The sequence below is a fragment of the Pseudomonas sp. TWP3-2 genome (assembly GCF_049897765.1).
Taxonomy (GTDB): domain Bacteria; phylum Pseudomonadota; class Gammaproteobacteria; order Pseudomonadales; family Pseudomonadaceae; genus Aquipseudomonas.
This window is the reverse complement of record NZ_JAFCWW010000006.1, coordinates 195,661-220,024: the sequence shown is the minus strand read 5'-3', so window position 1 is coordinate 220,024 and position 24,364 is coordinate 195,661. Positions and strand designations below refer to the sequence as shown.

Annotated in this window: 18 protein-coding genes and 1 pseudogene; 11 read left to right on the top strand and 8 right to left on the bottom strand. The window is 59.3% G+C overall.

Annotated elements, in window-relative coordinates; translation table 11 throughout:
- Positions 1 to 78 precede the first annotated feature (78 nt).
- Positions 79 to 2,463, top strand: a complete 2,385-nt coding sequence (locus ACP7EE_RS11955) for a DUF3772 domain-containing protein (RefSeq protein ID WP_426234660.1) — start codon at positions 79 to 81, stop codon at positions 2,461 to 2,463.
- A 12-nt stretch (positions 2,464 to 2,475) separates the two neighbouring features.
- Here the strand turns inward: ACP7EE_RS11955 and ACP7EE_RS11950 are convergent, their stop codons facing one another.
- Positions 2,476 to 3,402, bottom strand: coding sequence for a Gfo/Idh/MocA family protein (locus ACP7EE_RS11950; RefSeq protein WP_426234659.1), 927 nt, complete (start codon positions 3,400 to 3,402; stop codon positions 2,476 to 2,478).
- Positions 3,403 to 3,510: 108 nt separating this feature from the next.
- On the opposite strand from ACP7EE_RS11950, the gene ACP7EE_RS11945 reads away from it, so the two are divergent.
- A complete protein-coding gene (locus ACP7EE_RS11945) occupies positions 3,511 to 4,482 on the top strand; it encodes an alpha/beta hydrolase (protein WP_426234658.1) in 972 nt (323 codons plus the stop codon).
- On the opposite strand, the gene ACP7EE_RS11940 is transcribed toward ACP7EE_RS11945, so the two are convergent.
- Positions 4,457 to 4,921 (bottom strand): winged helix-turn-helix transcriptional regulator, encoded by a 465-nt coding sequence (locus ACP7EE_RS11940; protein ID WP_426201216.1) that lies wholly within the window; start codon positions 4,919 to 4,921, stop codon positions 4,457 to 4,459. The genes ACP7EE_RS11945 and ACP7EE_RS11940 overlap by 26 nt on opposite strands.
- 136 nt (positions 4,922 to 5,057) lie before the next feature.
- Here ACP7EE_RS11940 and ACP7EE_RS11935 point away from each other — a divergent pair, with 136 nt between their 5' ends.
- Together ACP7EE_RS11935 and ACP7EE_RS11930 are read left to right on the top strand one after the other, a co-directional pair.
- Positions 5,058 to 6,287: an MFS transporter gene (locus ACP7EE_RS11935; RefSeq protein ID WP_426234657.1), complete on the top strand. Its 1,230-nt coding sequence runs from the start codon at positions 5,058 to 5,060 to the stop codon at positions 6,285 to 6,287.
- The gene (locus tag ACP7EE_RS11930) at positions 6,284 to 7,174 is read left to right on the top strand and encodes an EamA family transporter (RefSeq protein ID WP_426201220.1); all 891 of its coding nucleotides are present in this window, start codon (positions 6,284 to 6,286) and stop codon (positions 7,172 to 7,174) included. The genes ACP7EE_RS11935 and ACP7EE_RS11930 overlap by 4 nt, the downstream gene beginning before the upstream one ends.
- A 6-nt stretch (positions 7,175 to 7,180) precedes the next feature.
- Here ACP7EE_RS11930 and ACP7EE_RS11925 read toward each other — a convergent pair.
- Positions 7,181 to 10,111: pseudogene (locus tag ACP7EE_RS11925) on the bottom strand (Ice nucleation protein); the annotation flags it as partial.
- Between the two features lie 782 nt (positions 10,112 to 10,893).
- Between ACP7EE_RS11925 and argP the strand changes: the two are divergent.
- Positions 10,894 to 11,823: an HTH-type transcriptional regulator ArgP gene (gene argP / locus ACP7EE_RS11920; protein WP_426201222.1), complete on the top strand. Its 930-nt coding sequence runs from the start codon at positions 10,894 to 10,896 to the stop codon at positions 11,821 to 11,823.
- A 10-nt stretch (positions 11,824 to 11,833) separates the two neighbouring features.
- On the opposite strand, the gene ACP7EE_RS11915 is transcribed toward argP, so the two are convergent.
- Positions 11,834 to 12,475: a LysE family translocator gene (locus tag ACP7EE_RS11915; RefSeq protein ID WP_426234656.1), complete on the bottom strand. Its 642-nt coding sequence runs from the start codon at positions 12,473 to 12,475 to the stop codon at positions 11,834 to 11,836.
- Between the two features lie 156 nt (positions 12,476 to 12,631).
- Between ACP7EE_RS11915 and ACP7EE_RS11910 the strand changes: the two genes are divergently transcribed.
- Entirely contained in the window at positions 12,632 to 12,826 is a 195-nt protein-coding gene (locus ACP7EE_RS11910) for a PLD nuclease N-terminal domain-containing protein (protein ID WP_426234655.1), read from the top strand.
- A 217-nt stretch (positions 12,827 to 13,043) separates the two neighbouring features.
- Complete coding sequence (locus ACP7EE_RS11905) at positions 13,044 to 14,090, top strand: alpha/beta fold hydrolase (RefSeq protein ID WP_426234654.1); 1,047 nt, start codon at positions 13,044 to 13,046, stop codon at positions 14,088 to 14,090.
- Positions 14,091 to 14,217: 127 nt separating this feature from the next.
- On the opposite strand, the gene ACP7EE_RS11900 is transcribed toward ACP7EE_RS11905, so the two are convergent.
- The 4 genes from ACP7EE_RS11900 to ACP7EE_RS11885 form a co-directional block, all read right to left on the bottom strand.
- Positions 14,218 to 15,282, bottom strand: coding sequence for a GlxA family transcriptional regulator (locus tag ACP7EE_RS11900; protein ID WP_426234744.1), 1,065 nt, complete (start codon positions 15,280 to 15,282; stop codon positions 14,218 to 14,220).
- A gap of 42 nt (positions 15,283 to 15,324) precedes the next feature.
- A complete protein-coding gene (locus tag ACP7EE_RS11895) occupies positions 15,325 to 17,313 on the bottom strand; it encodes a peptidase U32 family protein (protein ID WP_426234653.1) in 1,989 nt (662 codons plus the stop codon).
- A gap of 212 nt (positions 17,314 to 17,525) precedes the next feature.
- Positions 17,526 to 17,906: a RidA family protein gene (locus ACP7EE_RS11890; RefSeq protein ID WP_426234652.1), complete on the bottom strand. Its 381-nt coding sequence runs from the start codon at positions 17,904 to 17,906 to the stop codon at positions 17,526 to 17,528.
- A gap of 72 nt (positions 17,907 to 17,978) precedes the next feature.
- Complete coding sequence (locus ACP7EE_RS11885) at positions 17,979 to 18,953, bottom strand: NAD-dependent epimerase (RefSeq protein WP_426234651.1); 975 nt, start codon at positions 18,951 to 18,953, stop codon at positions 17,979 to 17,981.
- Positions 18,954 to 19,710: 757 nt separating this feature from the next.
- Between ACP7EE_RS11885 and rfaH the strand changes: the two genes are divergently transcribed.
- The 4 genes from rfaH to ACP7EE_RS11865 are packed head-to-tail and all read left to right on the top strand — an operon-like array spanning position 19,711 to position 24,306.
- Positions 19,711 to 20,229: a transcription/translation regulatory transformer protein RfaH gene (rfaH, locus tag ACP7EE_RS11880; RefSeq protein ID WP_426234650.1), complete on the top strand. Its 519-nt coding sequence runs from the start codon at positions 19,711 to 19,713 to the stop codon at positions 20,227 to 20,229.
- Positions 20,230 to 20,281: 52 nt separating this feature from the next.
- A complete protein-coding gene (locus tag ACP7EE_RS11875; protein WP_426234649.1) occupies positions 20,282 to 21,442 on the top strand; it encodes an outer membrane beta-barrel protein in 1,161 nt (386 codons plus the stop codon).
- 12 nt (positions 21,443 to 21,454) lie between these two features.
- Positions 21,455 to 21,988, top strand: coding sequence for a polysaccharide biosynthesis/export family protein (locus tag ACP7EE_RS11870; RefSeq protein WP_426234648.1), 534 nt, complete (start codon positions 21,455 to 21,457; stop codon positions 21,986 to 21,988).
- Positions 21,989 to 21,990: 2 nt separating this feature from the next.
- Entirely contained in the window at positions 21,991 to 24,306 is a 2,316-nt protein-coding gene (locus ACP7EE_RS11865) for a GumC family protein (protein ID WP_426234743.1), read from the top strand.
- Positions 24,307 to 24,364: the final 58 nt, after the last annotated feature.

The window sequence follows — 24,364 nt, the reverse complement described above, 5'->3', positions numbered from 1 at the left end:
CACCCCAAACTTTTCCTCGCTCCGCGTTTCGATCACCTAACCTCTTAGGATTGTGTGATCAACCCGGTTCGAGCCCCCATGCAAAAAGCATTATTGTTTTTCTTCGCGCTTCTCCTCCTCGGCCCAGCCATCGCGTCGGTGTCGGCCGCCGATCTGCCGGGAACGGCCGAGATCAACACCGCTGCCCCGCTCCCCGGTGTCACTCAAACCGATTTGCAGGCACTGCAACAGCGCCTTGACGGTCTCAAACAGCAGATATCCTCCGCGAACAATTACAACCAGCTCGAAGGCCCGCAGGATCGGGTGCAGGCGTTTATTCTGGACCTGGATCGGTTGTCGGCCTCGTTGTTGCCGCAGCAGGCGCAGTTGACCGTGCAGCTTGGTGTTTTGGGCGCGGCACCGGTCGGTGAGGTGGCGGCCGAGCAGGCGGATATCGTGGCGCAGCGTGCGGCCTTGACCGAGCAAAAGAACAAGGTCGATACCGCGCTGAAGAATGTCGCGACGCTGAAGCAAAGTGCGACTGAACTGATCACCCAGATCGCGGGCATCAGGCGAACGCTGCTGGAAAGCGAATTGACCCTGCGCAGCCACAGTGTGTTGAGCACCGGGTTCTGGGCGCCGCTGGTTGCGCCGTCGTGGGACGACCGTCACCGGTTGGGGGGTTTTGTTGATCACATCAAGGCAACCGGTGCCGAAGCATTGAGGCCGCAACAGCGGTTTTACACCGGCGTTCTTGTGCTGCTGGCCTGGCTGGTGTGGACGTTGGGCCGGCGGTTCGCTGATCGGTGGCTGGCATGGGTGTGTATTCATCGGATGCCGGAGGGACGCTTGCGCCGCAGTTCGCTGGCATTCGCTTCCGCGCTGGCAACGCTGGCGGCCACAGCGATTGCGCTGGAGTTGTTGTTTTACGCCTGCACTCGGCATGTACCGTTGCCGCCGATGCTGGCGACGTTTTCCGATGAATTCGAGAAGGTGGTTTATGCCTGTGTGCTGATCACCGGGTTGAGCCGCGCGTTGCTCTCGACCGAGCGTCCGACATGGCGTTTGCCGGGGATGGCGGACGAGGTCGCACTCACACTCAAGCCATTCTTTCAGATTCTCGCCGGTACGCTGTTGGTGCTGGTCACGCTGGTGCAGATCTTCAACGCTTCCGGGATGAGCAGCCAGATCGTGATCTCCGGGCGTGGGGTGATAGCGCTGGTGGTGATGGGGATTGTGGCGACGTTGCTGTATCGACTCGGCAAGGTGCGCAAGGCGCTGGCGGCGGCCGGTGAAGCGCCGGTCGCGGGCAATACATTTGCCGGTGTGGTGTACACCGTCGCCACTCTGGCAATGGTAATTGCGCTCGGCGCGCTGCTGATCGGCTACGTGTCGCTGGCGCGTTTTATCACTTACGAGCTGGTGTGGGCGTTCATCGTGTTCTGCGGATTTTATCTGCTGATGCAACTGCTCAAGGACAGCTGCGAGTACCTGTTCTCGCCGCGCCACTCCAGCGGCAAGGCGTTGAAGCAGTTGCTGGGCATCGGCGATCGGCGCCTTGAACAAGCCTCGACGCTGCTGGCGGGCGTGGGGCGCGCCGGATTGTTGCTGCTGGCCGTAATTACCATGTTCGTCGGCGGTATCGGCACGACTCTCGGGCAACTGATCGCCAACATCGGCACCATCCTTGGCGGTGCCGGCCTGCGCAAATTGAACATCGTGCCTGGGCACTTGCTCAACGCGATGCTGGCGCTGCTGATCGGCATCTACCTGATCCGCGCTTTGCGCCGCTGGCTCGACCACGAGTTTCTGCCCAAGACCGATATGGACCCGGGCATGTGCGCCTCGCTGAGCACACTGTTTTCCAACATCGGTTATGCGTTGGTAATTCTGTTGACGCTGTCGTCGCTAGGCGTGCAGTGGACCAATCTGGCGTGGATCGTCAGTGCGCTGTCGGTGGGCATCGGTTTCGGTTTGCAGGAGATCGTGAAGAACTTTGTCTCCGGTCTGATCCTGCTGACCGAGCGCCCGGTCAAGGTTGGCGATTTGATCAGCATCAGCGGCGTCGAGGGCGATATCCGCCGCATCAATGTGCGCGCCACCGAGATCCAGCTCAGCGATCGCTCGATTGTGATCGTGCCCAATTCGCAGCTGATCTCGCAGAATCTGCGCAACGTCACGCTCGGCGGCAGCGCCCAGGGTGTAGCGACGCTGGAGCTGATGTTTCCGCTGGACATCGACCCGGAGCAAGTGCAGAACCTGCTGTTCGACACCTACACCGAACACGAAACCATCCTCGCAAACCCGGCGCCATTCGTGCGCTTCAGCAAGCTGTCGCCGGACGGGATCACGTTGACGGTGACCGGTTACGTCGCCAGCCCGAGGATTGTCGGCACGACCAAGAGTGATTTGCTGTTCGAAATCCTCAAGCGCTTGAGCGCGGCGGGAATCGAGCTGGCAAAACCGGCCCAACCGCCCGCCTGACGCTTGCGTCGGTCAGTCGTAAAAAGGCGCGACCAACTCGCGGCTGCCGACGAAGAAACTGTCGGCGACCAGCCGCAGCGGTTGCAGATCGAGGTCGCTGGTTTTGTCCTTGATCAGCTGCTGGAAATGTCGGTACACCGCTGCGTACTCGCCCTCCTCCGACACCGCTTGGCGCACGCCGTCGATGCTCATCAGTGCGCCACCATTGTCGAGGCGCAGCACACCTTCGGCACAACGGACTTCGATGCTCCAGAGCTCATCGTGACCGTGATCGAAATCAAACTCGGCGCGTACATCGAGCTGGCGCGCGTCGGACATTTTGATCGACGCGGCAATCGGCGACTGGCAGTTACTCGGCACGCGCAGCTCGGCGGATTCGACAAACAGCGGCAACGCCAGCAGGTGGGTGGCAATCGACAAGGCGTTGATGCCCGGATCGAATACACCGAGGCCGCCGGGCTGCCAGATCCACGCCTGACCGGGGTGCCATTTGCGCACGTCTTCCTTCCAGTCGATCTGCACACTTTGCAGAGTGCGGCTGGCCAGCCAGTCACGCGCCGCTTCGATGCCCGGCGCGTAACGCGAATGCCAGGCGAACAGCCCGCTGACGCCTTGCGCGTTGACCTGATCGACCAGCGCCAGCGCTTCACCGAGGGTTGGGCACGGCGGTTTTTCCACGAGTACGTGCTTGCCGGCCGCCAGCGCTTCTTGCACCAGCGTGAAGCGACCTTGCGGCGGCGTGCAAAAGGCAATCGCATCGACCTGCGGGCCGTTTTCCAGCAGCTCGCTCAGGGATCGGAAATTCTCAACGCCGGCGCAAGGCTGCCCTTGCGTTGCGACAGCCACCAATTCAAACGCCGGGTTGGCCATGATCGCTGGCACGTGTTGATCCTGGGCAATCTTGCCGTAGCCCACCAGACCGAGACGGATCGGTTGCATCAATGACTCCTGATTTTTGTCTTGTTTTAGGAAGCGCTTATGGGTCACGCGCGGTCACACTACAATCCGCGGGTTCGCGGGGGCTAATCCTGACAAGGGAGTGAGAGATTGGATAGCAAAGAATTTGCACCATTAGACCAAAGAGATCTGGAGCAGGTGCAGCGGTTCAACCGCAAGCTCAAGTGGCTGCCGCGTTTCCGCATTCGCAATCGTCTGACGCCGCGTTTGATTCAGGGTTTGTTGCGGGTTGCGCAGATCTCTGGCGCGGGGACATTGCGCGGAGTTGTTGCCGAAACCAAGGTCATCACAGTGGATGGCGTGTCCGTTCCTTTGCGGATTATCCGGCCCAAAGGCCAGGTAAAAGGCGTGGTGCTGGATTACCACGGTGGCGGCTGGGTGATTGGCAATGCGCAAATGGATGACGCGTTCAACGTGGCGATGGTCAACGCGTGCGAGGTGATCACCGTGTCGGTTGATTACCGGTTGGCGGTGTCGACGCCGATCGAAGGCTTGCTGGGTGATTGCCTGGGTGCCGCTCAGTGGCTGTTGAGCGACTGCGAAGAATTCAAGGACCTGCCGGTTATCGTCGTCGGCGAATCCGCTGGTGCGCATCTTGCCGCTGCGACGCTACTGTCGCTAAAAGCCTGGCCTGACTTGCTGCAAAGAATCCGGGGGACGGTTCTGTATTACGGCGTCTATGACCTGACCGGAACGCCCAGCGTGCGCGCCGCTGGCCCGGAAACGCTGTTGCTCGATGGCCCAGGCATGTTTGACGCGTTGCGCATGCTCACGCCAGACAGGAGCGACGAACAACGCCGCCAACCGCCGCTATCGCCCCTGTATGGCGACTTCAGCGGTCTGCCTCCGGCGTTGCTGTTTGCCGGTGAACTTGATCCGCTGCGTGACGACACGCTGCTGATTGCTCAACAGTGGATGCAAGCCGCCGAAGTTGACCTGCACCTGTTGCCGGCCTGTCCCCATGGCTTCATTCACTTCCCCACAACTGTCGCAGCACGGGTTCTGAGCCACAGCCGACAGTGGATCAGCGCGCGCATCAACCAGCCAGCTTGCCGCCAATAAGGCGTATCCGGTGGCAGTCACGCGGCCCGAGTTTCTCACCGCTTGCCGAGCGCACTTCAATCGGCAGCAGCGGTTGGTCGGAGGCGTTATCCAGCAACAGCGAGCGCGTCTCCTGCGGCTCGAACAGATGGCGCTCGCCCCACTGGCGCATGCTGATTACCAGCGGAAAAATCTCCCGCCCCTTCTCGGTCAGTACGTACTCTTTGTAAGCGCTGCCGTCCGACGCCGGTTGCACATCAAACACCCCGACCTCGACCAAGGCTTTCAGGCGCGACGCCAGAATGTTTTTCGCCACGCCGAGGCTCTTCTGAAACTCACTGAAGCGGCGAATGTCGTCAAACGCATCGCGGATGATCATCAGCGACCAGCGATCGCCAATGGCCTCAAGGGTTCTGGCGACTGGGCATTCGTTGCCTGACGGTGATGCGACTTCGACCATGTTGGGACCTCCCGAAATTTGATCCTGGCGAGTCTAGCGACCCGCCAGGCGAAACATGGTTGCAATTTGAAACCTGATATTGCAACAATCAGCTCAGGTTTTAATTTGAAACCAGTTTAACGCCATGGAGGCGTGCATGACAGCAGATGCAAAATTGGCCATCAACACATCGCGTGCGACTGACGGGCTATCGCCGGCGCTGACGTTTTTGTTTTCGGTCACCTGCGCGCTGGCAGTGGCCAATGTTTACTTCGCCCAACCGTTGCTTGATTCCATCGCTCAGAGCCTGGGCGTAGCGCCGTCGATGATCGGGATCGTGGTGACGGCGACTCAGGTTGGTTACGCGCTGGGGTTATTGTTCATCGTGCCGTTGGGGGATCTGGTCAATCGCAAGCGGCTGGTTCTGACTCAAGTCCTGTTGTCGTCAGCGGCGCTCGCGGCTGTCGGCGCTGCACAGCAATGGCTGGTCCTGTTGAGCGCGATGATCGCCGTTGGTTTGTTGGCCGTGGTGGTTCAAGTGTTGGTGGCTTACACCGCGATGCTCGCAACGCCCGCACAACGCGGACAAGCCGTGGGCACGGTCACCAGCGGCATCGTGCTGGGCATTCTGTTGGCGCGGTTTACTTCTGGTGTGATTGCAGATCTTGCGGGATGGCGTGCGGTTTATTTTGTGTCATCGGGGTTGATGCTGAGCATCGCCGCAGTGCTGTGGAAAGTCGCACCGGTCACCGCGCTGCCGCGCCATCGAGAGTCGTATCGGGCGCTGATCGGTTCTCTGTTCAAACTGTTCATCACCGAACGCACGTTACGGGTCAGAGGCCTGTTGGCGATGTTGATCTTCGGCGCTTTCTCGGTGCTGTGGACGTCGATGGTGCTGCCATTGAGCGCCCCGCCGCTGTCGCTTTCTCATACGGCGATCGGCCTGTTTGGCTTGGCCGGCGTTGCGGGTGCGCTGGCGGCCAGAAGTGCCGGTCGCTGGGCTGACCGGGGTTTGGGGCAACGGGTGACCGGCATATCCCTCGCGCTGCTGACGCTTTCATGGCTGCCCAGCAGTTTTACCGAGTCTTCGCTGATCGCGCTGGTCATCGGCGTGATCCTGCTCGACTTCGCGGTGCAGGCCGTGCACGTCACCAACCAGAGCATGATCTTCGCCGCACGACCCGACGCGCAAAGTCGCATGGTCGGGGCGTACATGTGTTTCTACTCAGTCGGTAGCGCACTGGGCGCCGTCGCCGCGACCCAGGTTTACGCGCGCTGGGGCTGGATCGCGGTCAGCCTGCTCGGCGCTGCGATCAGCGCGACCGCCCTGCTCCTGTGGTTTCTCACGCTTCATCACTCAACGCCCGCTCAAGGAAGACCCGCATGAAGGCCAGGCACCTGTTACTCGCCATTGCGATTACCGCAATCTGGGGCATCAATTTCTCGGTGATCAAACTGGGACTGACCACGGTTGACCCGTTCATCCTCGCCGGCATTCGCTTCACCCTGTGCGCGCTGCCGGCGATCCTGTTCATCCCGAAACCTGACGTGCAATGGCGCTACATCATCGGCTACGGACTGGTGTTCGGCATCGGGTTGTGGGGCGTGGTCAATCTCGGGATCAAATCCGGGCTTTCGGCGGGCATTGCTTCGCTGGTGCTGCAGTTCAGCGCGTTCTTCACCATCCTGCTCGGGTCGTGGGTGTTCAAGGAAAGGATTTCGCGCTTTCAATACGCGGGCATGGCGCTCGCGTTGTGTGGTCTGCTGAGCATTCTTTCGATCGTCGATGGCACCGTCACCACGCTTGGCTTGAGCCTGGTGCTGCTCGGCGCAGTTGCCTGGAGCGCGGCCAACGTGATCAACAAGAAAGCCAGAACCACCGAGGTTTTTGCGTTTCTGGTGTGGTCGAGTGCGTTCTCGCCGATACCGCTGTTTGCACTGGATTACGCGGTGAACGGCACGACGGGGTACAGCGCATTGGTCAGCCAACTCGACTACCGCGCCGTCCTGTCGATTCTGTTTCAGGTCTATCCCAACACGCTGTTCGGCTACTGGGTATGGAACTCGTTGCTCAAGCAATATCCGGTGTCCACCGTCGCGCCGTTGTCGTTGCTGGTGCCGGTGTTCGGGTTGCTGGGTTCGGTGGTGATTTTTGATGAGCAATTGTCGCTGAACAAGATTATTGCGGTGGTGCTGATTGTGTCGGGGCTTGGGGTCGGGTTGTATGGGCAGCGGTTGCTTGGCGCGGTTCTAAAGCGCTACGCAACCGTATGAAGGCGATCAGATCGCTGCACTTTCGGCCTGATCATCAGCTCTGATGACGACGCTTCTGTCCTCATCCAACTGATAGGGCATATCTGCCTCAACGCCATCCGTACCGGTCTTGACCACCACGTTGGTGTAGCGCTTGCCGTCCCAGCAGCGGAATACCAATGTCGAGTTTTCGCCGCCGGTAAGGGTTGAGCCAATGCTCGCGATGAGGCGACTGTTGGCGCCTGCGGTCAGCTCGCAGTTCTTGCCGGCCGTCAGCTTGCTGGCGTCACCGGCCATGAGCACACAATCGTCGCCCGCCGTGAGTTTGCTTCGATCGCCCGCGGTGAGGTAACTCTTGCTGCCAGCCAACAGTTTGCTGCGGTCGCCCGCGGTCTGGTTACTGCCCGCACCCGCCGTCAGTTTGCTGCGGTCACCGGCCATCTGGATGCTGTCAGCGCCGGCGATCAACGTGCTGCGCGAACCCGCCGTCTGCGAACTGCCCTTGCCGGCGATCAACATGCTTTTGTGCCCGGCAATCTGCGTGCTTTCCTGGCCCGCAATCAGCGAACTTTTGTGACTGGCGATCTGGTTGCTGCCATAACCGGCCGTCAGGCTACTGTGCATGCCGGCAGTCAGGCTGCTGCCGTAACCGGCGGTCAGCACGCTTTCAAGTCCACTGATCAGCGTGCTGCCATAACCCGCGGTGAGGAAGCTGTGCATGCCACTGGTCAAGGAGCTGCCGTAACCGGCAATCAGTGAGCTGTCCTGCCCCGCTGTTCCGTTGCTGCCATAACCTGCGGTGAGCGTGCTGTCGCGCGCTGCCATCTGGGTACTGCCGTAACCGGCGGTCAACGTACTGGCATAACCAGCGATTTGCGTGCTGCCGTAACCGGCCATCAACGAGCTATCAAAACCAGCCGTTTGCGTGCTGCCATAACCCGCGGTGAGCGTGCTGCTGTCCAGAGCGGTCAGCGTACTGCCGTAACCTGCGGTCAGAATGCTGGCGTAACCGGCGGTTTGAGTACTGCCATAACCGGCCACCAGCGTACTGCTATAACCCGCAGTAGAGGTGCTGCCATAACCGGTGGTCAGCGAGCTTTCTTCCTGAGCGGTTTGAGTACTGCCGTAACCTGCGGTCAGTGTGCTTTGGTAGCCTGCGGTTTGCGTACTGCCGTAGCCGGCGATCAGCGTGCTTTCGCAGCCGGCGGTCGATGTACTTCCGTAGCCGGTAGTTAACCAGCTTTGCTCCTGAGCCGTCTGGCAACTGCCATAACCCGCGGTGAGCGTTGAATCATAGCCGGCGGTCTGGGTGCTGCCGTACCCGGCGATCAGCGAACTTTGATAACCCGCAGTCGACGTACTGCCGTAGCCAGCGGTAAGCGAGCTGTTGTCCTGAGCGGTTTGCGTGCTGCCGTAGCCGGCAGTCAGGGTGCTGTCATAGCCGGTTGTTTGAGTACTGCCATAGCCTGCAATCAACGAACTGTTGAATCCGGCTGTTGAAGTACTGCCATAACCCGCAGTGAGTGAACTGTCTTCCTGCGCCGTCTGGGTACTGCCGTAGCCCGCCGTGAGCGTGCTTTCTTGACCGGCGGTTTGCGTACTGCCATAACCCGCGACCAGCGAACTGTCAGGCCCGGCTGTGCTTGTACTGCCATAACCCGTGGTCAGCGAGCTGCCTTCTTGCGCTGTTTGGGTACTGCCGTATCCGGCAGTCAGAACGCTGCCGTGCCCGGCGGTTTGTGTGCTGCCGTACCCGGCGATTAATGAGCTGTCGTATCCACCGGTTTCAGTACTGCCGTAGCCGGCGATGAGATCGCTGCTTTCCTGGGCTGTCTGAGTACTACCGTAGCCCGAGGTCAGAATGCTTTTGTAGCCTGCTGTCTGAGTGCTGCCGTAACCAGCGATTAATGCACTTCCGTGCCCGGCGGTTTGCGAGCTGCCATACCCGGCAGTCACCATACTCCCGGATCCAGTAGTAGCCGTACTGCCGTAGCCGGCGGTGAGATCACTACCTTCCTGAGCCGTCTGCGTACTACCGTAGCCGGCAGTCAGGGTGCTTTCTCCTCCCGCAGTCTGGGTGCTGCCATAACCGGCGATCAGCGAACTGTCGGAGCCAGCGGTGCTGGTGCTGCCATAACCAGCGGTGAGATCGCTGCCCAATTGAGCCGTTTGCGTACTGCCATAACCGGCGGTCAGGGAGCTATCTCCCCCGGCAGTCTGCGTACTGCCATAGCCTGCGATCAGCGAGCTGTCTGAGCCTGCTGTGCTTGTGCTGCCATAGCCGGCAGTGAGATCGCTACCATATTGAGCCGTTTGCGTACTGCCATAACCGGCAGTCAGGGTGCTGTCTTCCCCGGCGGTCTGCGTACTGCCATAACCGGCAATCAGCGAGCTGTCTGAACCCGCGGTGCTCGTACTGCCGTAACCGGCAGTAAGATCGCTGCCCAATTGAGCTGTTTGGGTACTGCCATAACCGGCAGTCAGGGAGCTGTCTTCCCCGGCAGTCTGCGTACTGCCATAACCGGCAATCAGCGAGCTGTCGGAACCTGCGGTGCCGGTGCTGCCGTAGCCCGCCGTGAGATCACTGCCTTCCTGCGCCGTTTGCGTACTGCCGTAACCGGCGGTCAAAGAGCTTTCACCTCCGGCAGTCTGCGTGCTGCCATAACCGGCGATCAGCGAGCTGTCGGAGCCTGCGGTGCCGGTGCTGCCATAGCCTGCGGTGAGATCGCTGCCAATTTTGGCAGTTTGCGTGCTGCCGTATCCCGCCGTCAGCGAGCTTTCATCTCCGGCAGTTTGGGTACTGCCGTAGCCGGCAATGATCGAACTATCGGAGCCCGACGTCCCGGTACTGCCATATCCAGCAATCAGCGTGCTGCGATCTCCAGCCGTTTCAGTGCTGCCATAGCCTGCGATGAGCTGACTCTGATTTGCACCAGTCAGGGTACTTCCATAAACAGCGGTTTCGAGTTTTTGCACAACCCGCACAGTAGTCCGGCGTTTGACGGTATCGGGAGCAATGTCAGCTGTCAGCGCCAGGACGGGAGTTGCCGCACTGGTGTCTGGCTGCACTTCAGGCAAAACAAATGCCTCAATCAAATTCGTCGTCGAGGATTCAAACTTCTCAGCGTTATCGCAGAGATAGCCCATTGCGCTATCTCGTGTACCCACATGAACCACTTCAGCCCGCGAAAATTTGACCCCTTCATCATCTTCAAGAAAAATCAGGTCACTCACCGCAACTTCACATACGACCCATCGCGCATCTGTCTGCATACTCAAATGAGCGTCTGGCCCCTGCCCCCAAAGCAACCCGGTCAAGCCATTTTCAAGCTTTCGCGTAGGTTCCCAATACTTGCATTCCACCCATCCTGAGATGGGCCAGACCAGACCGCAGTGGTCGGCCATGTTATTGGCACATGTGCGCAGCACCAAAACCTTGTCGGTGTTCATTTCCTGATACCTTCACAACTTTAAATCTCTGAAATCCTTTGGAGTCGAACGTCCTTCATAGAATCCATGTGCAGAATCAAATCAGGCAATAACGTCGACACAGATACAGAGCATCTGACTGCGACACACTAAAAACCAAATACGTTAATCTTTCGACTCTGAACAATAACCGCAATTTGCAACCGTAATCACATTGCGACAGGGTAATGATTGAGCAAATCGGTATTTATATGAAGAAAAACGAAGTAGATTTCAGTATCGATTAGAAATACTTAATCAGGACTGCAGTCATGAAGCTCGACGCAAAACAAATGCAGGCGTTTCTGGCGGTAGTGGAAAGTGGCAGTTTTGAGAAGGCTGCGCAACGCTTGAGTGTCACGCCTTCAGCGGTATCGCAGAGGATTCACGCGCTCGAAGTCCGGCTCGGCAGTGCAGTGGTGGTGCGCGGGCGCCCGTGCGAGGCGACGCTGACTGGAAGAAAACTGATGATCTATCTTCGCCGCGCAACAGTGCTTGAGGAAGAGCTGCTGCATGATCTGTCCGGCGATGAAAAAGACCACTTGCGAGTCGTGGTCGGCGTCAACGGTGACACCCTGTGTACATGGTTTTTCCCGGCACTCGCCGAGTTCTTCGTGAGCGAAAATATCCTGCTCGATGTCGTGGTCGACGACCAGGATCACACCTACACGCTGTTGGAAAGTGGCCAAGTCATTGCGTGCATCGGCACGCGCGCTCTGCCAATGCGGGGTTGTTTCGCAGAGCTTCTGGGGTCGGTTCGCTATCAGCTGGTGGCGTCCCCGGCCTTTGAGGCGCGATGGTTTGCCAAAGGGCTGACACGCGACGCGGCGCGCAAGGCGCCGATTTTTGCGTACTCGCGCAAAGACACGTTGCAGTCCGAATTCATGCAGTCTCGCCTGGGCCTGCACCCGGACACGTTCCCGATTCACTACTTATCACTTCCGGAGGCACGCCTGAAGGCCATTCGCCGCGGCCTCGGCTACGGCATGATTCCGCAACTGCAAGTGAGCGATTTGCTGAAAAACCGGGAGTTGGTGGATTTGGCGCCCGGCCACTTCGCCGATGTCGCGCTCTATTGGCACGCCTGGGCCGTACAGTCACCGCGTATGGAAGCACTTACGCGGCACGTGATACATGCCGCCCGGCGCATCTTGAGCGCGAAGTTACCGACCAAGCGCTCTACCGTGCTGAAACAGAGATAAAACGCAGCGCTTACGCAGCCTGCCGCCGCATGGTCAAAATCGCCGCGCCGAAACCGATAAACGTCGTCCCCACCACCCGGCTGACCCAGCGCGACAGCTCCGGCCGGGTCAACCAACCCTTGGCTCGCGAGGCGAGCGCTGCGTACATGCTGAGCGACGTCACCGACAGCGCCATGAAGATCGAAGTCAGGATCAAAAACTGCGGCAGCAACGCCTCACTTTGATTGATGAACTGCGGGAACAATGCAGTGAAAAACATCGTCGCCTTGGGATTGGTCACCGCCGTCAGGAACGCCGATTTATACAGCCTGGTGCGCGTCGGCCGGCTCTTGATCACTTCATCCTCAGCACCTTGCGCAAGCATCGGGCCTTTCTTGGTGAGCTGCTTGATCCCGAGATAAAACAGGTAGCAGGCACCGATGATCTTTACCGCGTTGAACAGCACTTCAGAACTGGCAAGCAACGCCCCGAGGCCGAGCATCGCAGCGGCCGACAGGCAGAACAGACCGCTCGCGTTGCCAAGGGACGACCAGATCGCGCTGCGCTGGCCGTGAGCCAGGCTGTTGTTGATCGCCATCAACGTCGCGGGGCCGGGGCTGGCGATGGCAATTGCACCGACCAGGGTGAAAGCCAGAAGCGAGTGAGAGTCCATTTTCATGCTCGTCGAGGTTGGGTCGGCCATATTACAGGAGGGAGCGAGCGAGTTGGCGAGTCTATCGTCATGTCTTCGAAACCGGGGCCCTGCGCAAAATTAATGAACCCCGCGCCCGTACGCCCGCCTAAAGCACAGACCATCAGGAGGTAGCTCATGCAGATCGAAACAATATGGGTTGTGTTGGCCGTCGTGCTGTTGCTGGTCGAGTTGTGGGCCATCAACCGGGTGCGCAAAAGCGCAGGCAAATCGAGCAACAAGGGTGTGTGGATCGTACTGATCGTGTTTGTACCGTTGCTTGGATTGATCGCTTGGGCCTTGGCCGGGCCGAAGCACGTGACCCAGGCTTAGCGCCTGCTTCATGGACGCAAAACAAACCCCGATGATTCGGGGTTTTTTATTGGCCGGGGTTTGTATCGCAGTGTGTACCGAATGCTCGCGGGTACAGCCCACGGCATTTGGCGAGCAAAACTGAAACAGCGCAGATACGTCGAGAAGATTTACTGAAGTTCAAGGTTTGCAGGGTTCAGCCAGAGCCCTGACCCGTCGCTTGCAAAGGGGACTTCAGATGAAGCATGCACTGCGCACCACCTCATCCGCCAACAGCCGGCGCCTGCTGGGCTTGTCGATCATCGCGACTGCACTGATGCAGTTCGGCGTTTTCAACGTCGCCAATGCGCAAAGTGCTGCGCCGCAGGTCGTGAAAAGCGTCAGTTTGCCGTTCGGCCCGCTCAAGCACATCAAAGCCGGTTTGCTCGACGTGGCCTACGCGGAAACCGGCCCGGCCGATGGTCCGGTGGTGATTCTGCTGCACGGCTGGCCTTACGACATTCACAGCTACGACGAAGTCGCGCCGCTGCTCGCCGCCAAGGGCTATCGCGTGTTGATCCCCTATGCGCGGGGTTATGGCGACACCCATTTCCTCTCTGACAAAAGCGTGCGCAATGGCCAGCCTGCAGCGCTGGCCAGCGATGTTATCGATTTCATGGACGCGCTGAAAATCAACCAGGCAGTGCTCGGCGGCTACGACTGGGGCGCGCGTTCGGCGGGCATTGTCTCGGCGTTGTGGCCGGAGCGGGTCAAGGCGCTGGTGTCGGTCAGCGGGTATCTGATCGGCAATCAGGCCGCCGGCAAGAACCCGCTGCCGCCCAAGGCTGAGCTGCAATGGTGGTATCAGTTCTACTTCGCCACCGAGCGCGGCGCCGCCGGTTACCAGAAAAATACCCACGATTTCGCCAGGCTGATCTGGCAACTGGCGTCACCGAAGTGGGCGTTCGATGACGCCACGTTCGAGCGCAGTGCCGCTGCGCTGGACAACCCGGATCATGTGGCGATCACGGTGTTCAACTACCGCTGGCGTCTGGGTCTGGTGCAGGGTGAAAGCCAATACGATGCGCTGGAACAGAAGCTCGCTAGCGCGCCATCGATCAGCGTGCCGACCATTACCCTCGAAGGCGATGCCAACGGCGCGCCGCATCCGGCGCCGGCGGACTATGCCAAGCGTTTTACCGGCAAATACCAGTTCCGCTTGATCGACGGCGGCATCGGCCACAACCTGCCGCAGGAAGACCCGAAAGCATTTGCCAAGGCGATCATCGACGCGGATCACTTGTGACGCATAACCGAACCTTGTGGCGAGGGAGCCTGCTCCCGCTGGGTTGCGAAGCGACCCCTAAAATCTGGGCCTGCTGCGCAGTCCAGCGGGAGCAAGCTCCCTCGCCACAAGAGCCCATCGCCGCAAGTTACTTGATCAGGCGTTTTTCTTTTGAGGGGCGATAACCGAAATAGGCGCTGTAGCACTTGCTGAAATGGCTCGGCGAGACAAACCCGCACGCCACCAGCACATCCACTTGTGACAGCTCGGTGTGTTGCAGCAAGCGCCGCGCTTCGGTGATGCGCAGTTCCATGTAATAGCGCTGTGGCGTGGTGCCGAGTTGTTCTTTGAATAACCGTTCGAGCTGGCGCCGCGAACGCCCGGCGTATACCGCCAGTTGCTCCAGTTCCAACGGCTCTTCAAGGTTGGCATCCATCAGTTTCACCACTTCACGCAACGGCGCGCTGACGCAGATGTTTTCGGTCGGTTTGATCCGCCGATAGCGCGATTCCTCGAACGCCAGAATGTCTTCGATGCCCTCGACCAAAGCCTTGTCATGCAGCGACTTGATCCAGTCCAGCGCCATGTGAAAAGCCCCGGACGGACTGGACGCGGTCAAGCGGTCACGGTCGATCACATAAGGCTCGCTGCTGACCTGAGTCGCCCTGGAAATCTCTGCCAGCGCCGGCCGATGCTCCGGGTGAATCGCACAGCGATAGCCTTCCAGCACCCCTGCCCGGCCGAGAAACCAGGCGCCGTTCCACAAGCCCGCGAGAATGATGCCCGCCTCTGCCGCGTGTTTCAGCACGCCGATGAATTCATCGCTGGCCTTCAGTTCGGTGCGATAACCGCCGCAAATCACCAGCAGATCGAGTTCTTGCAGTGCGCTGACATCGAGCCGTGCATCCGGGCGAATCACCAATCCCAGATCACTGACGACTTCGTGTTCGTCCAGGCCAAAGGTCCGCGTCGAGAACAAGCCCGGACGCAGCAGATTCGAAGTAATGAGGGTGTCCAGCGCTTGAGTAAACGCCGGCAAGGAGAAATGCTCGAGCAACACAAACCCCGTGCGGGTCATGCGCCCCGGGCCGCTGGAAGGCTCGTTCAGATAGCGAAGGTTCTTGCCCTTCATGCCACCGCTGAATTGGCGTCGTTCGATCAAGGCGCTGCCCACTGTTCTTGTTGGAACAAGACTTGTAAGCGCGGGCGCCATCGAACGCAAGCGCGACGCCGAAACGTCGCGCTTGCAGCGCTTTTAGTGTGGCGCTCGGTGGATGGTTTTCATCAAGTCTTCCGGGCTGATATGCCCGACCACGCTGCCCGGTTGCGGCTGGTTGAAAATGTGCCCTTTCATCTTGCCGATCACGTGCATCTCGCACGGTTTGCAGTCGAATTTCAGGGTCAGCACTTCGTCGCCATGGATCAACTGCATCGGCGCGACTTTGGTCTTCACGCCGGTCACGCCTTTAGCCTGTTTCGGGCACAGGTTGAAGGAGAAACGCAGGCAGTGCTTGGTGATCATCACCGGCACTTCGCCTTTTTCTTCATGGGCCTCGTAGGCCGCGTCGATCAGCTTCACGCCGTGGCGATGATAGAACTCGCGCGCCTTGTGGTTGTAAACGTTGGCCAGAAACGACAGATGTGATTCCGGGTACACCGGCGGCGGTGTGGTTTCCGCCTTGCGCCCACCACGTGGATGCGCGGCAATGCGCGCGGCGGTCAGCGCTTCGATGACTTCGCGGCGCAGAGCCTTGAGCTGCGAATTCGGAATGAAGAACGCTTGCGGGGCATCCAGCTCGATCGAAGTCGCGTGGTACTCGGTGGTGCCGAGTTGGCCGAGCAGATCGTGCAAGGTTTCCAGCGCCTGTTCCGGCTTGTTGGCCACGCCGAACGGGCCGTCGAGACGGACGCTGGCGCTGATGCCCTCTTCGCTGGTGGCGATCAGTTCCAGGCGATCTTCACGCAAACGCGCCAGCCAGGTCAGGCCAATGCGACGCTCGGCAGAAGTCTTCTGCAAGGCCTGCTGCCAGTTGTGGTCGAGGTTGCGATTGAGCGGATGGTTGGGCCGCAGCTTGTGCATGCCTTCGGGCATTTCGTTGGGCTCGACGCGGTAGCGATAACGCTTCTCGCCGTCCTCGTCGAATTCGCCCTTGGCCTCGGCGATGTTGGCGCGGAAACCCACCACTTCGCGCTTGACCAGCACGTTAAGACCGTCACCGTTGGACAGCGGCTCGTGGGTGACCACTTGCATGTCACGCTTGCCGACTTTCTCGACCACGCCGACGGCCAGACCAGTGAAAGTCGGCGAATCGAACGCGCCGATGTCGACCTTGCGCTCGCTGACGAAGTAATCGGTGCTGCCACGGTGGAAGGTTTTTTCCGGGTCGGGCAGGAAGAAATGCGCGGTGCGGCCGCTGGAGGCGCGAGCCAGATCCGGACGATCTTCGAGCACGGCGTCGAGGCGCTGGCGGTAATAGGCGGTGATGTTTTTCACATAGCCCATGTCCTTGTAGCGACCTTCGATCTTGAACGAACGCACGCCCGCCTCGACCAGCGCGCGGATGTTGGCGCTCTGGTTGTTGTCTTTCATCGACAGCAGGTGTTTTTCGTAGGCGATCACGCCGCCCTGCTCGTCTTTCAGGGTGTACGGCAGACGGCAAGCCTGCGAGCAGTCGCCACGGTTGGCACTGCGTCCGGTCTGCGCGTGAGAAATATTGCACTGGCCGGAAAACGCCACGCACAGCGCGCCGTGAATGAAGAATTCAATGGCGGCATCAGTTTCGGCGGCGATGGCGTGGATTTCTTGCAGGTTCAGCTCACGAGCCAATACCAGCTGCGAGAAACCGGCCTGATCGAGGAACTTGGCGCGATCCAGAGTGCGGATGTCAGTCTGGGTGCTGGCGTGCAGCTCGATTGGCGGGATATCCAGTTCCATCACGCCCAGATCCTGGACGATCAGCGCGTCAACGCCGGCGTCGTACAACTGATGGATCAGCTTGCGTGCCGGCTCCAGTTCGTTGTCGTGCAGGATGGTGTTGATGGTGGTGAAGATGCGCGCGTGGTAACGGCGGGCAAATTCCACCAGTTCGGCGATTTCTTTGACCTCGTTGCACGCGTTATGCCGCGCGCCGAAGCTCGGGCCACCGATGTACACCGCATCGGCGCCATGCAGGATAGCTTCGCGGGCAATGGCCACGTCGCGGGCGGGGCTGAGCAATTCCAGGTGATGCTTGGGCAAGGACATATATTTTTTTAGTCAGGCTGTCACGGTCGAGGCGCGCATTGTAGCCGCGAAACGCGCGACCGGCACGCCTGTGCTGCCGGGTGGCAGCTGACGACAATGCTGGAGACACCGCAATCCCTGTGGGAGCTGGCTTGCCAGCGATGGCGTCGGCAGATCCAGCATCAGTATTGGCTGACCCACGCCAGCTCCCACAAAGGAAATATGTCGCTGGATCAGGCCTTGGCGGCCATTGCGGTGACTTCCACGCGCATCCCTTCAACCGCCAGTGAAGCCACACCAACCGCCGCACGCACTGGCCATGGCTTGGCGAAGAAGCGCTTGTAGACTTCATTGAATGCCGGGCGATCAGCCATATCGGTCAAGTAGATGGTCAGGTGCATCACCCGATCCATCGAACTGCCGGCACGCTCCAGCGCGACTTTCAGTGCCTGCAATGTGCATTCGCTTTGCGCGGTGATGTCGCCCAGTTCCAGGCTTCCATCGGCGCGGGTCGGGATCTGCGTCGACATCAGAATGCCGTTGAACTCGGTGACGTCGGAGGAGATCGAGTCCGCATCCGGATCAGGGGTGAAGGTGATGTCTTGATTGGCCATGAGAATCCTGTAGGAGTGATCGAAATTCTGGCCAGCCAGTCTACAGCCCGCCGCGCGATGTGAAAAACATCGCTATAGCCGGTAGTACGCGCGGTACCACTCAACGAACGCCTGCACCCCGACATCCACCGACACCTGCGGGCTGAAGCCGATGTGTGCCGCCAACGCCGAGACATCGGCCCAGGTGCGCACTACGTCGCCCTCCTGCATCGGCAAAAAGTTGCGCTGCGCCTTGATGCCCAGCGCCGACTCCAGACACTCGACAAACTCCAGCAGCGCTACAGGGCTGCCACGTCCGATGTTGAACAGTCGATTGGCGCCGCGCTGCCCCTCGCCTGCAGGCGGTTTGCTCAACAGGCGAAAGATCGCCTCGACAATGTCATCGATATAAGTGAAATCGCGTGCCATCTCGCCCTGGTTGTACAGATCGATTGCCCGCCCCTTCAGCATCGCCTCCGTAAACTTGAACAACGCCATGTCGGGCCGGCCCCAAGGGCCATACACGGTAAAGAACCGGAGTCCGCTGGCCCGCAGTCCATACAGATGGCAATAGCTATAGGCGAGCAATTCATTGGCGCGTTTGGTCGCGGCATACAGGGAAACTGGCTGTTCGACCGGGTCGTCCTCTTTGAATGGCATCTTGTGATTGGCGCCGTACACCGAACTGCTTGAGGCATAGATCAAATGTTGAGGCGGATATTGCCGGCAGGCCTCCAGCAGATTTAAAAAGCCGAGCAGATTCGACTGCCCGTAAACGTCGGGATTATCCAGCGAATAACGCACACCAGCCTGCGCCGCCAAGTGCACGACGTATTCAAAGCGGTGCGTTTCGAACAGGCTGACCAGCGCCGACTTGTCGACGATATCCAGCGTCAGAAACTCAAACTGCGGCGCTGTCTGCAACAGCTCCAGCCGACTGCGCTTCAACGACACATCGTAATAGGCGTTGAGATTATCCACGCCAACCACCTCAAAACCTTCGCGACACAAGCGCTGAACCGTATGAAAGCCTATAAATCCGGCGGCACCTGTAACCAGAATCGTCATGACGAGCACTCCCGATCAGAACATGTGTTTCGATGGCGGCATGGATCCAAAGTGAACATCTGGCAGAGCATTAAATCTAGGCGCGGCGCGCTGGCGTAGCAACTAATCGAAGTCAGGCATATGTAGACCACGCAACAGCCAGAGTTAAAATTCAGCAACAACAAAGAGTTGCACCAACACAAGTTTCAGCAGATCACAGCAACATGACAATCAATGTATCTAGTTTGACATCACCCACTACCGGGGAATCCGGCCAACGTGACTTCACAGCACTGAAAAAGTTTAATGTTAAATAACTATAATTTTAAGTCCAATAGAAACAGCAGGTTATGACGTTCGACCCTAACTATTGGATAAAAGGCGCGCTTTTTGACTGTTATCATTTGACAGCAAGCCAAGACTGGCTGATAACTAATCCCACCCCGGCGTTGACTCGCTCAAACATGGCGGTTTCCATCCAGGCAGTGCCGGGCCAATATCCAAGTACATTGATCAAAGGTTGCGAATGCACACCGTGCGGTAGCTTTGCCCAAACAAAACTGCCGCTGGCTTATGCTCAAGACAACCGACCATATAACTAATACCCCGCGCAAGTGATTCAAATTTGAAACACTTCAAACTGCCGATAAAACACACTTAGCATCTGGTTTCGCCAATTTGGCCTTGATCAGCCTACTACCTACTAGCAAGCCTGCCGACCCGCACCGACCTGTGCGTTGGCGCGCTTAAACTTTGGCTATGTATGGAGTACTCCAGCATGCAGACAGTTAGCCGCAATGGCTCCAACTGGTATTTATTGCAGTGCAAGCCCCGCCAGGATGAACGGGCTCAATTCAACTTGCTCCAGCAGGACTACACGACCTTTCGCCCGCAACTGATGGGCGAAAAGATTGTGCGTGGCAAACGCTTGAAGGTGCTCGACTCATTGTTTCCGGGCTACCTGTTCATCCAACTAAGCAGCGATGACAACTGGGCGCCAATCCGCTCGACCCGTGGTGTCAGTCGCATTGTCGAGTTCAACCATGAGCCGGCCATCGTGCATGGGCAAGTGATCGAGCACCTGCGCGAGCGCAGCCTGAAACCGGTGCTACCCCCGGCGAACCACACGCTTGAACCCGGCGAAACCCTAAATATCGTTCAAGGTCCGTTTTCGCCTCTGGAAGGCGTGTTCATGTCGATGCAAGGTGCCGAGCGGGTGATGATCCTGTTGCAGTTTCTCAACCGCCAACAACATGTCTGCGTACCGCTGAACATCGTCGAGCGGCAACGCCAGTAACCGCCGGAACACTCCCTTTCGCACAACAAAAACTTCTCCAGGAGCACGGCTCATGGCCCTGAAGTCACGCTGCCCTGTCGCCTTGCTTTTGGCTTTTGCTTACCCCGAGGCGGCTTGGAGTCTGGATCCGCAAGCCATCAATGTGTATGGCTTCGACTTCATTCCAACCTTCTCCATGTCGGAAAGCTACGACGATAACTTTCGCGAACTTGAACACGATGTCGAGTCGACCATGATCACCCGGCTGGCGCCTTCGTTCGAACTCAAGGCCGAAGATCGCAACAGCGCCACGCGGGTGATCTGGCAACCGACGCGCTACATCTATCACTCGGATTCCGACGCCTCCAACACCGCCCAGCGCCTGCGTGCCGAAAGCATCATGGAATTCACCGACAGTCATCGGCTGAAACTCGAAGCCGAGGCGCGCAAATACGAGCGCACCACCTCCACGGCAGTCGATGGCATCAACGACAAGATCGAAAATACCCGGGTCAACGGCGTGTACACCTACGGCGCCAAGACCGCGGCCAATCAGCTCGACTTCGGCGCCAACTATGCGCAACTGCGTTACGACAACGCCGATGGCATCAACGATGACAAGGAGCGCAATACCAGCGGTTTCAACACCACCTGGTATCACCGTCTCGGCAGCAAGACCCGCAGCCTGCTCGAATACGACCACACACGCTTCGACTACCTGCAATCGGACAGCCTGCGCAGCAGCAAATCCGACGCCTTGCTCGCCGGTGCCGAATGGGACATGACCGCGCGCACCAGCGGCACGCTCAAGCTCGGTTATGAACGCAAGAACTTCGATGACAACGCCTCCGACGACCTGAGCAACCCCACCTGGCAAGTCGATCTGCAATTCAAGCCGCGCACCTATTCGACCTTCACTTTTCTCGCCCGCCAGGCTTTGGCCGAGGGCGACGACGGTGCCGACGCGGTCAAGTCGACCTTCACCCAGGTCGGTTGGCGCCACGGCTGGACGGAACGGGTGATCACCGTCGCCCAGGCCGGCATGGGTCGCTACGAGTACGAAGGCCAGGACCGCACCGACAACCTGCAGGATTACAACCTCGCGGTGATCTACAAGATGCGCCGCTGGCTGGATGTCGAGCTCGGCTATCGCTACCGCGACAACGACTCCGATGCCGACGATGAAAGCTTCACCCGCAACGTGTTCCAGATCAGTTTCGACGTCAGTCTCTGAGAGGCCAGGCCCATGAACTCGCGCATTGTTTATCTGCTGTTGCTGGTGTGGCTGATCCCGGCGGCCCATGCAGCCGACCCCGCCACCGACTACAAACTGGCCGCCGGCGATGTGTTGCGCATCACCGTGTTCGGCGAGCCGGAACTGAGCATCAAAAAGGTGCGCCTGAACGACGCGGGCACCTTCTCCTACCCGTTTCTCGGCGAAGTGACTGCCGCCGGACTCACCCCGAATCAGGTCGAACGCAAGATCGTCGACGGCCTCAAGCAAGGCTATCTGGTCGACCCGAAAGTCAGCCTGAGCCAGATCGAATACCGCCCGTTCTACATCAATGGCGAAGTGCAAAAGCCCGGCAGCTATCCGTTCCAGCCCGGCCTCACCCTTGAAAAAGCCATTGCACTGGGCGGCGGTTTGACCGAGCGCGCCTCGATGAAACGCGTGACGATCCTGCGCGGCGCCGGTGGCCCGCCGGTGATCGACGACATCAGCCGCACCACCGTCATCAGTCCCGGTGACACGATTTCCATCGCACAGGGGTTTTTCTGATGATCGATAACAGCCCTAGCACTTACACCGAACGCCCGCTCCAGACGCATATGCATCAGCAGCATGCTGAAGAATCGGACACCCTCGACCTGCTGCAGCTATGGCGCGTGGTCTGGGCGGCGAAGTGGAACATCGCGCTGCTGGTGGCGCTCAGTTGCGCACTGGCGGTGGCGGCGCTGTCGTTCATCACCCCGCAATACATCGGCAGCACCACATTGCTGATCAAAGATAAAACCCCACCGGTGATGAGCTTTCAGCAGACCAACGACTCGGGCGGCTCAACCACCACCGACTATTTGCAGACGCAACTGGCCCTGCTGCAATCGCGCGAGCTGGCCGAACGCGCGGTGAAAAAGCTCAACCTCACCAGCAATCCGCTCACCGACCCGCGCCAGCGGCCGACCTCATGGTTCGCACCGCGCCAATGGCTGGCCGAACTCAATCGCGATCAATGGTTGCCATGGATGGATCTGCTGCCCGCCGCGAAGCCTGCGCCAACCGAAGCAGACGTGTTCAACGCCGTCACGCAGAACCTGATGCTGCACACCAGCGTCAAGTTTGTCGGCAAGAGCCAATTGATCGAAATCGAAGTCGAACTGCCTGACCCTGCGCTCGCTGCGGCCGTGGCCAATGCGTTGGCCCAGAGCTTTATCGACAGTCAGCAGGACACCAGCCTCAAGTCCTCACAAAACAACACCAGCTGGATGAACACCCGCCTGGTGGAACTGCGCAATAACCTGCGCAATGCGGAAAACAAGCTGCAGGGTTATCGCGAAGAGCAAGGTCTGGTGGATGTCGATGGCGTCGCCACTATCAGCGCCAACGAGCTGCAAATGACCGGCAACCGCATGATCGATGCGCGGCGTAATCGCGCCGAAGCCGAGAGCCAGTTCCGTCAGGCACAAGCGCTGAGCAACGGCGATATCAGTCGCCTCTCCAGCGTCCCCGCAGTGTTGAGCAACCCGCTGATTCAGCAGTTCCAGGCCGATCTGGCCAAGTCGCAAGCCAAGGTGGAAGAGCTGTCCAGTCGTTATGGGCCCAAGCATCCGGCGCTGGTCTCGGCCAAGACCGAACTGCGCACCGCCGCCAACAGCCTGCGTCTGCAAGTCCAGCAAGTGGTCGCCGGTATCGAGCGTCAATACCAGCTCTCGGTCGCCAGCGAAAACGCCCTGCGTCAGTCGTTCAACACCAACAAGGCGCAGATCCAGGACATTTCGCGCAAGGAATTCCAGCTGCGCGAGTTTCAGCGCGAGGTTGATAGCACCCGCGCGCTGTACGAAACCTTCGTCACCCGCTTGAAAGAAACCGCCGCCACCTCTGACATGGATTCAGCCAAGGCGCGCATCGTCGATCCGGCGATTGTGCCGACCGAAGCCAGCAAACCACGCAAAAGCCTGATCGTCGCCATCGTCGCGCTGGCCGCTGCGGTGCTCGGCGTGGCGCTGGCGTTCTTGCTCGAGACCCTGAGTAACACCTTCAAAAGTGATGAAACCATCGAGTCTACCCTCGGCGTGCCGCTGCTCAGCGTGGTGCCATTAGTGATGAAGAAAAGCCGTCGGCAACTGGCGCGACTGTTCGAGGACAACGACCATCCGCGCTTCTGCGAAACCATCCGCAACCTGCGCACCTGGCTGATGTTGCAGAGCAGCGAAACGCCGTCGCAAGTGGTGCTGGTCACCTCGTCCGTCGCCGGGGAAGGCAAGAGCACCATCGCCAACAACCTCGCCTGTTCGCTGACCTCGCTGGAGCGGGTGCTACTGATCGACGCCGACATGCGCCAGCCCACGCTGTCACTGAACTTCGACTTCCCGCCGGAGAATCCGGGGCTGGCGAATGTGATTGCCGGCACTGCCAAACTTGAGGATTGCATTCGCACCGTGGGCAATCTGGACATGCTGCCGGCCGGCAGTCTGTCGCTCGAGCCGTTCGATCCGTTTGATGCGCCGCGCCTGCCCTCGGCGCGGGACCCACTCAGCTCAGCGCATCGGCCACCCGCGCAGGACCTGCTCAGCTCACCACGGCTGGGGCGCATGTTGCAGGCGCTCAAGGGCCGCTACCAACACATCATCATCGACTCGCCACCCGCGGAAATGGTCAGCGACGCGCTGTTGCTGGCCCGGCATTCGGACGCAGTGATCTACGTGGTCAAGGCCGAGAGCACGCCAGTCAGCCAGGTGCAAAAAAGCCTGGCGATGCTCCAGCAAAGTCAGGGCACGGTGTTCGGCGTGGTGCTCAATCAGGTCGACCTGCGCAAGGCGCGAAAGTACGGCCACAGCCATTCGCGCTCGTTCTACGACTACGACTTCGCCCCGCGCTAAACCCTGCTCACCGCAACCGAGCCAGCCAACACAACCCCCTGTGGCGAGGGAGCTTGCT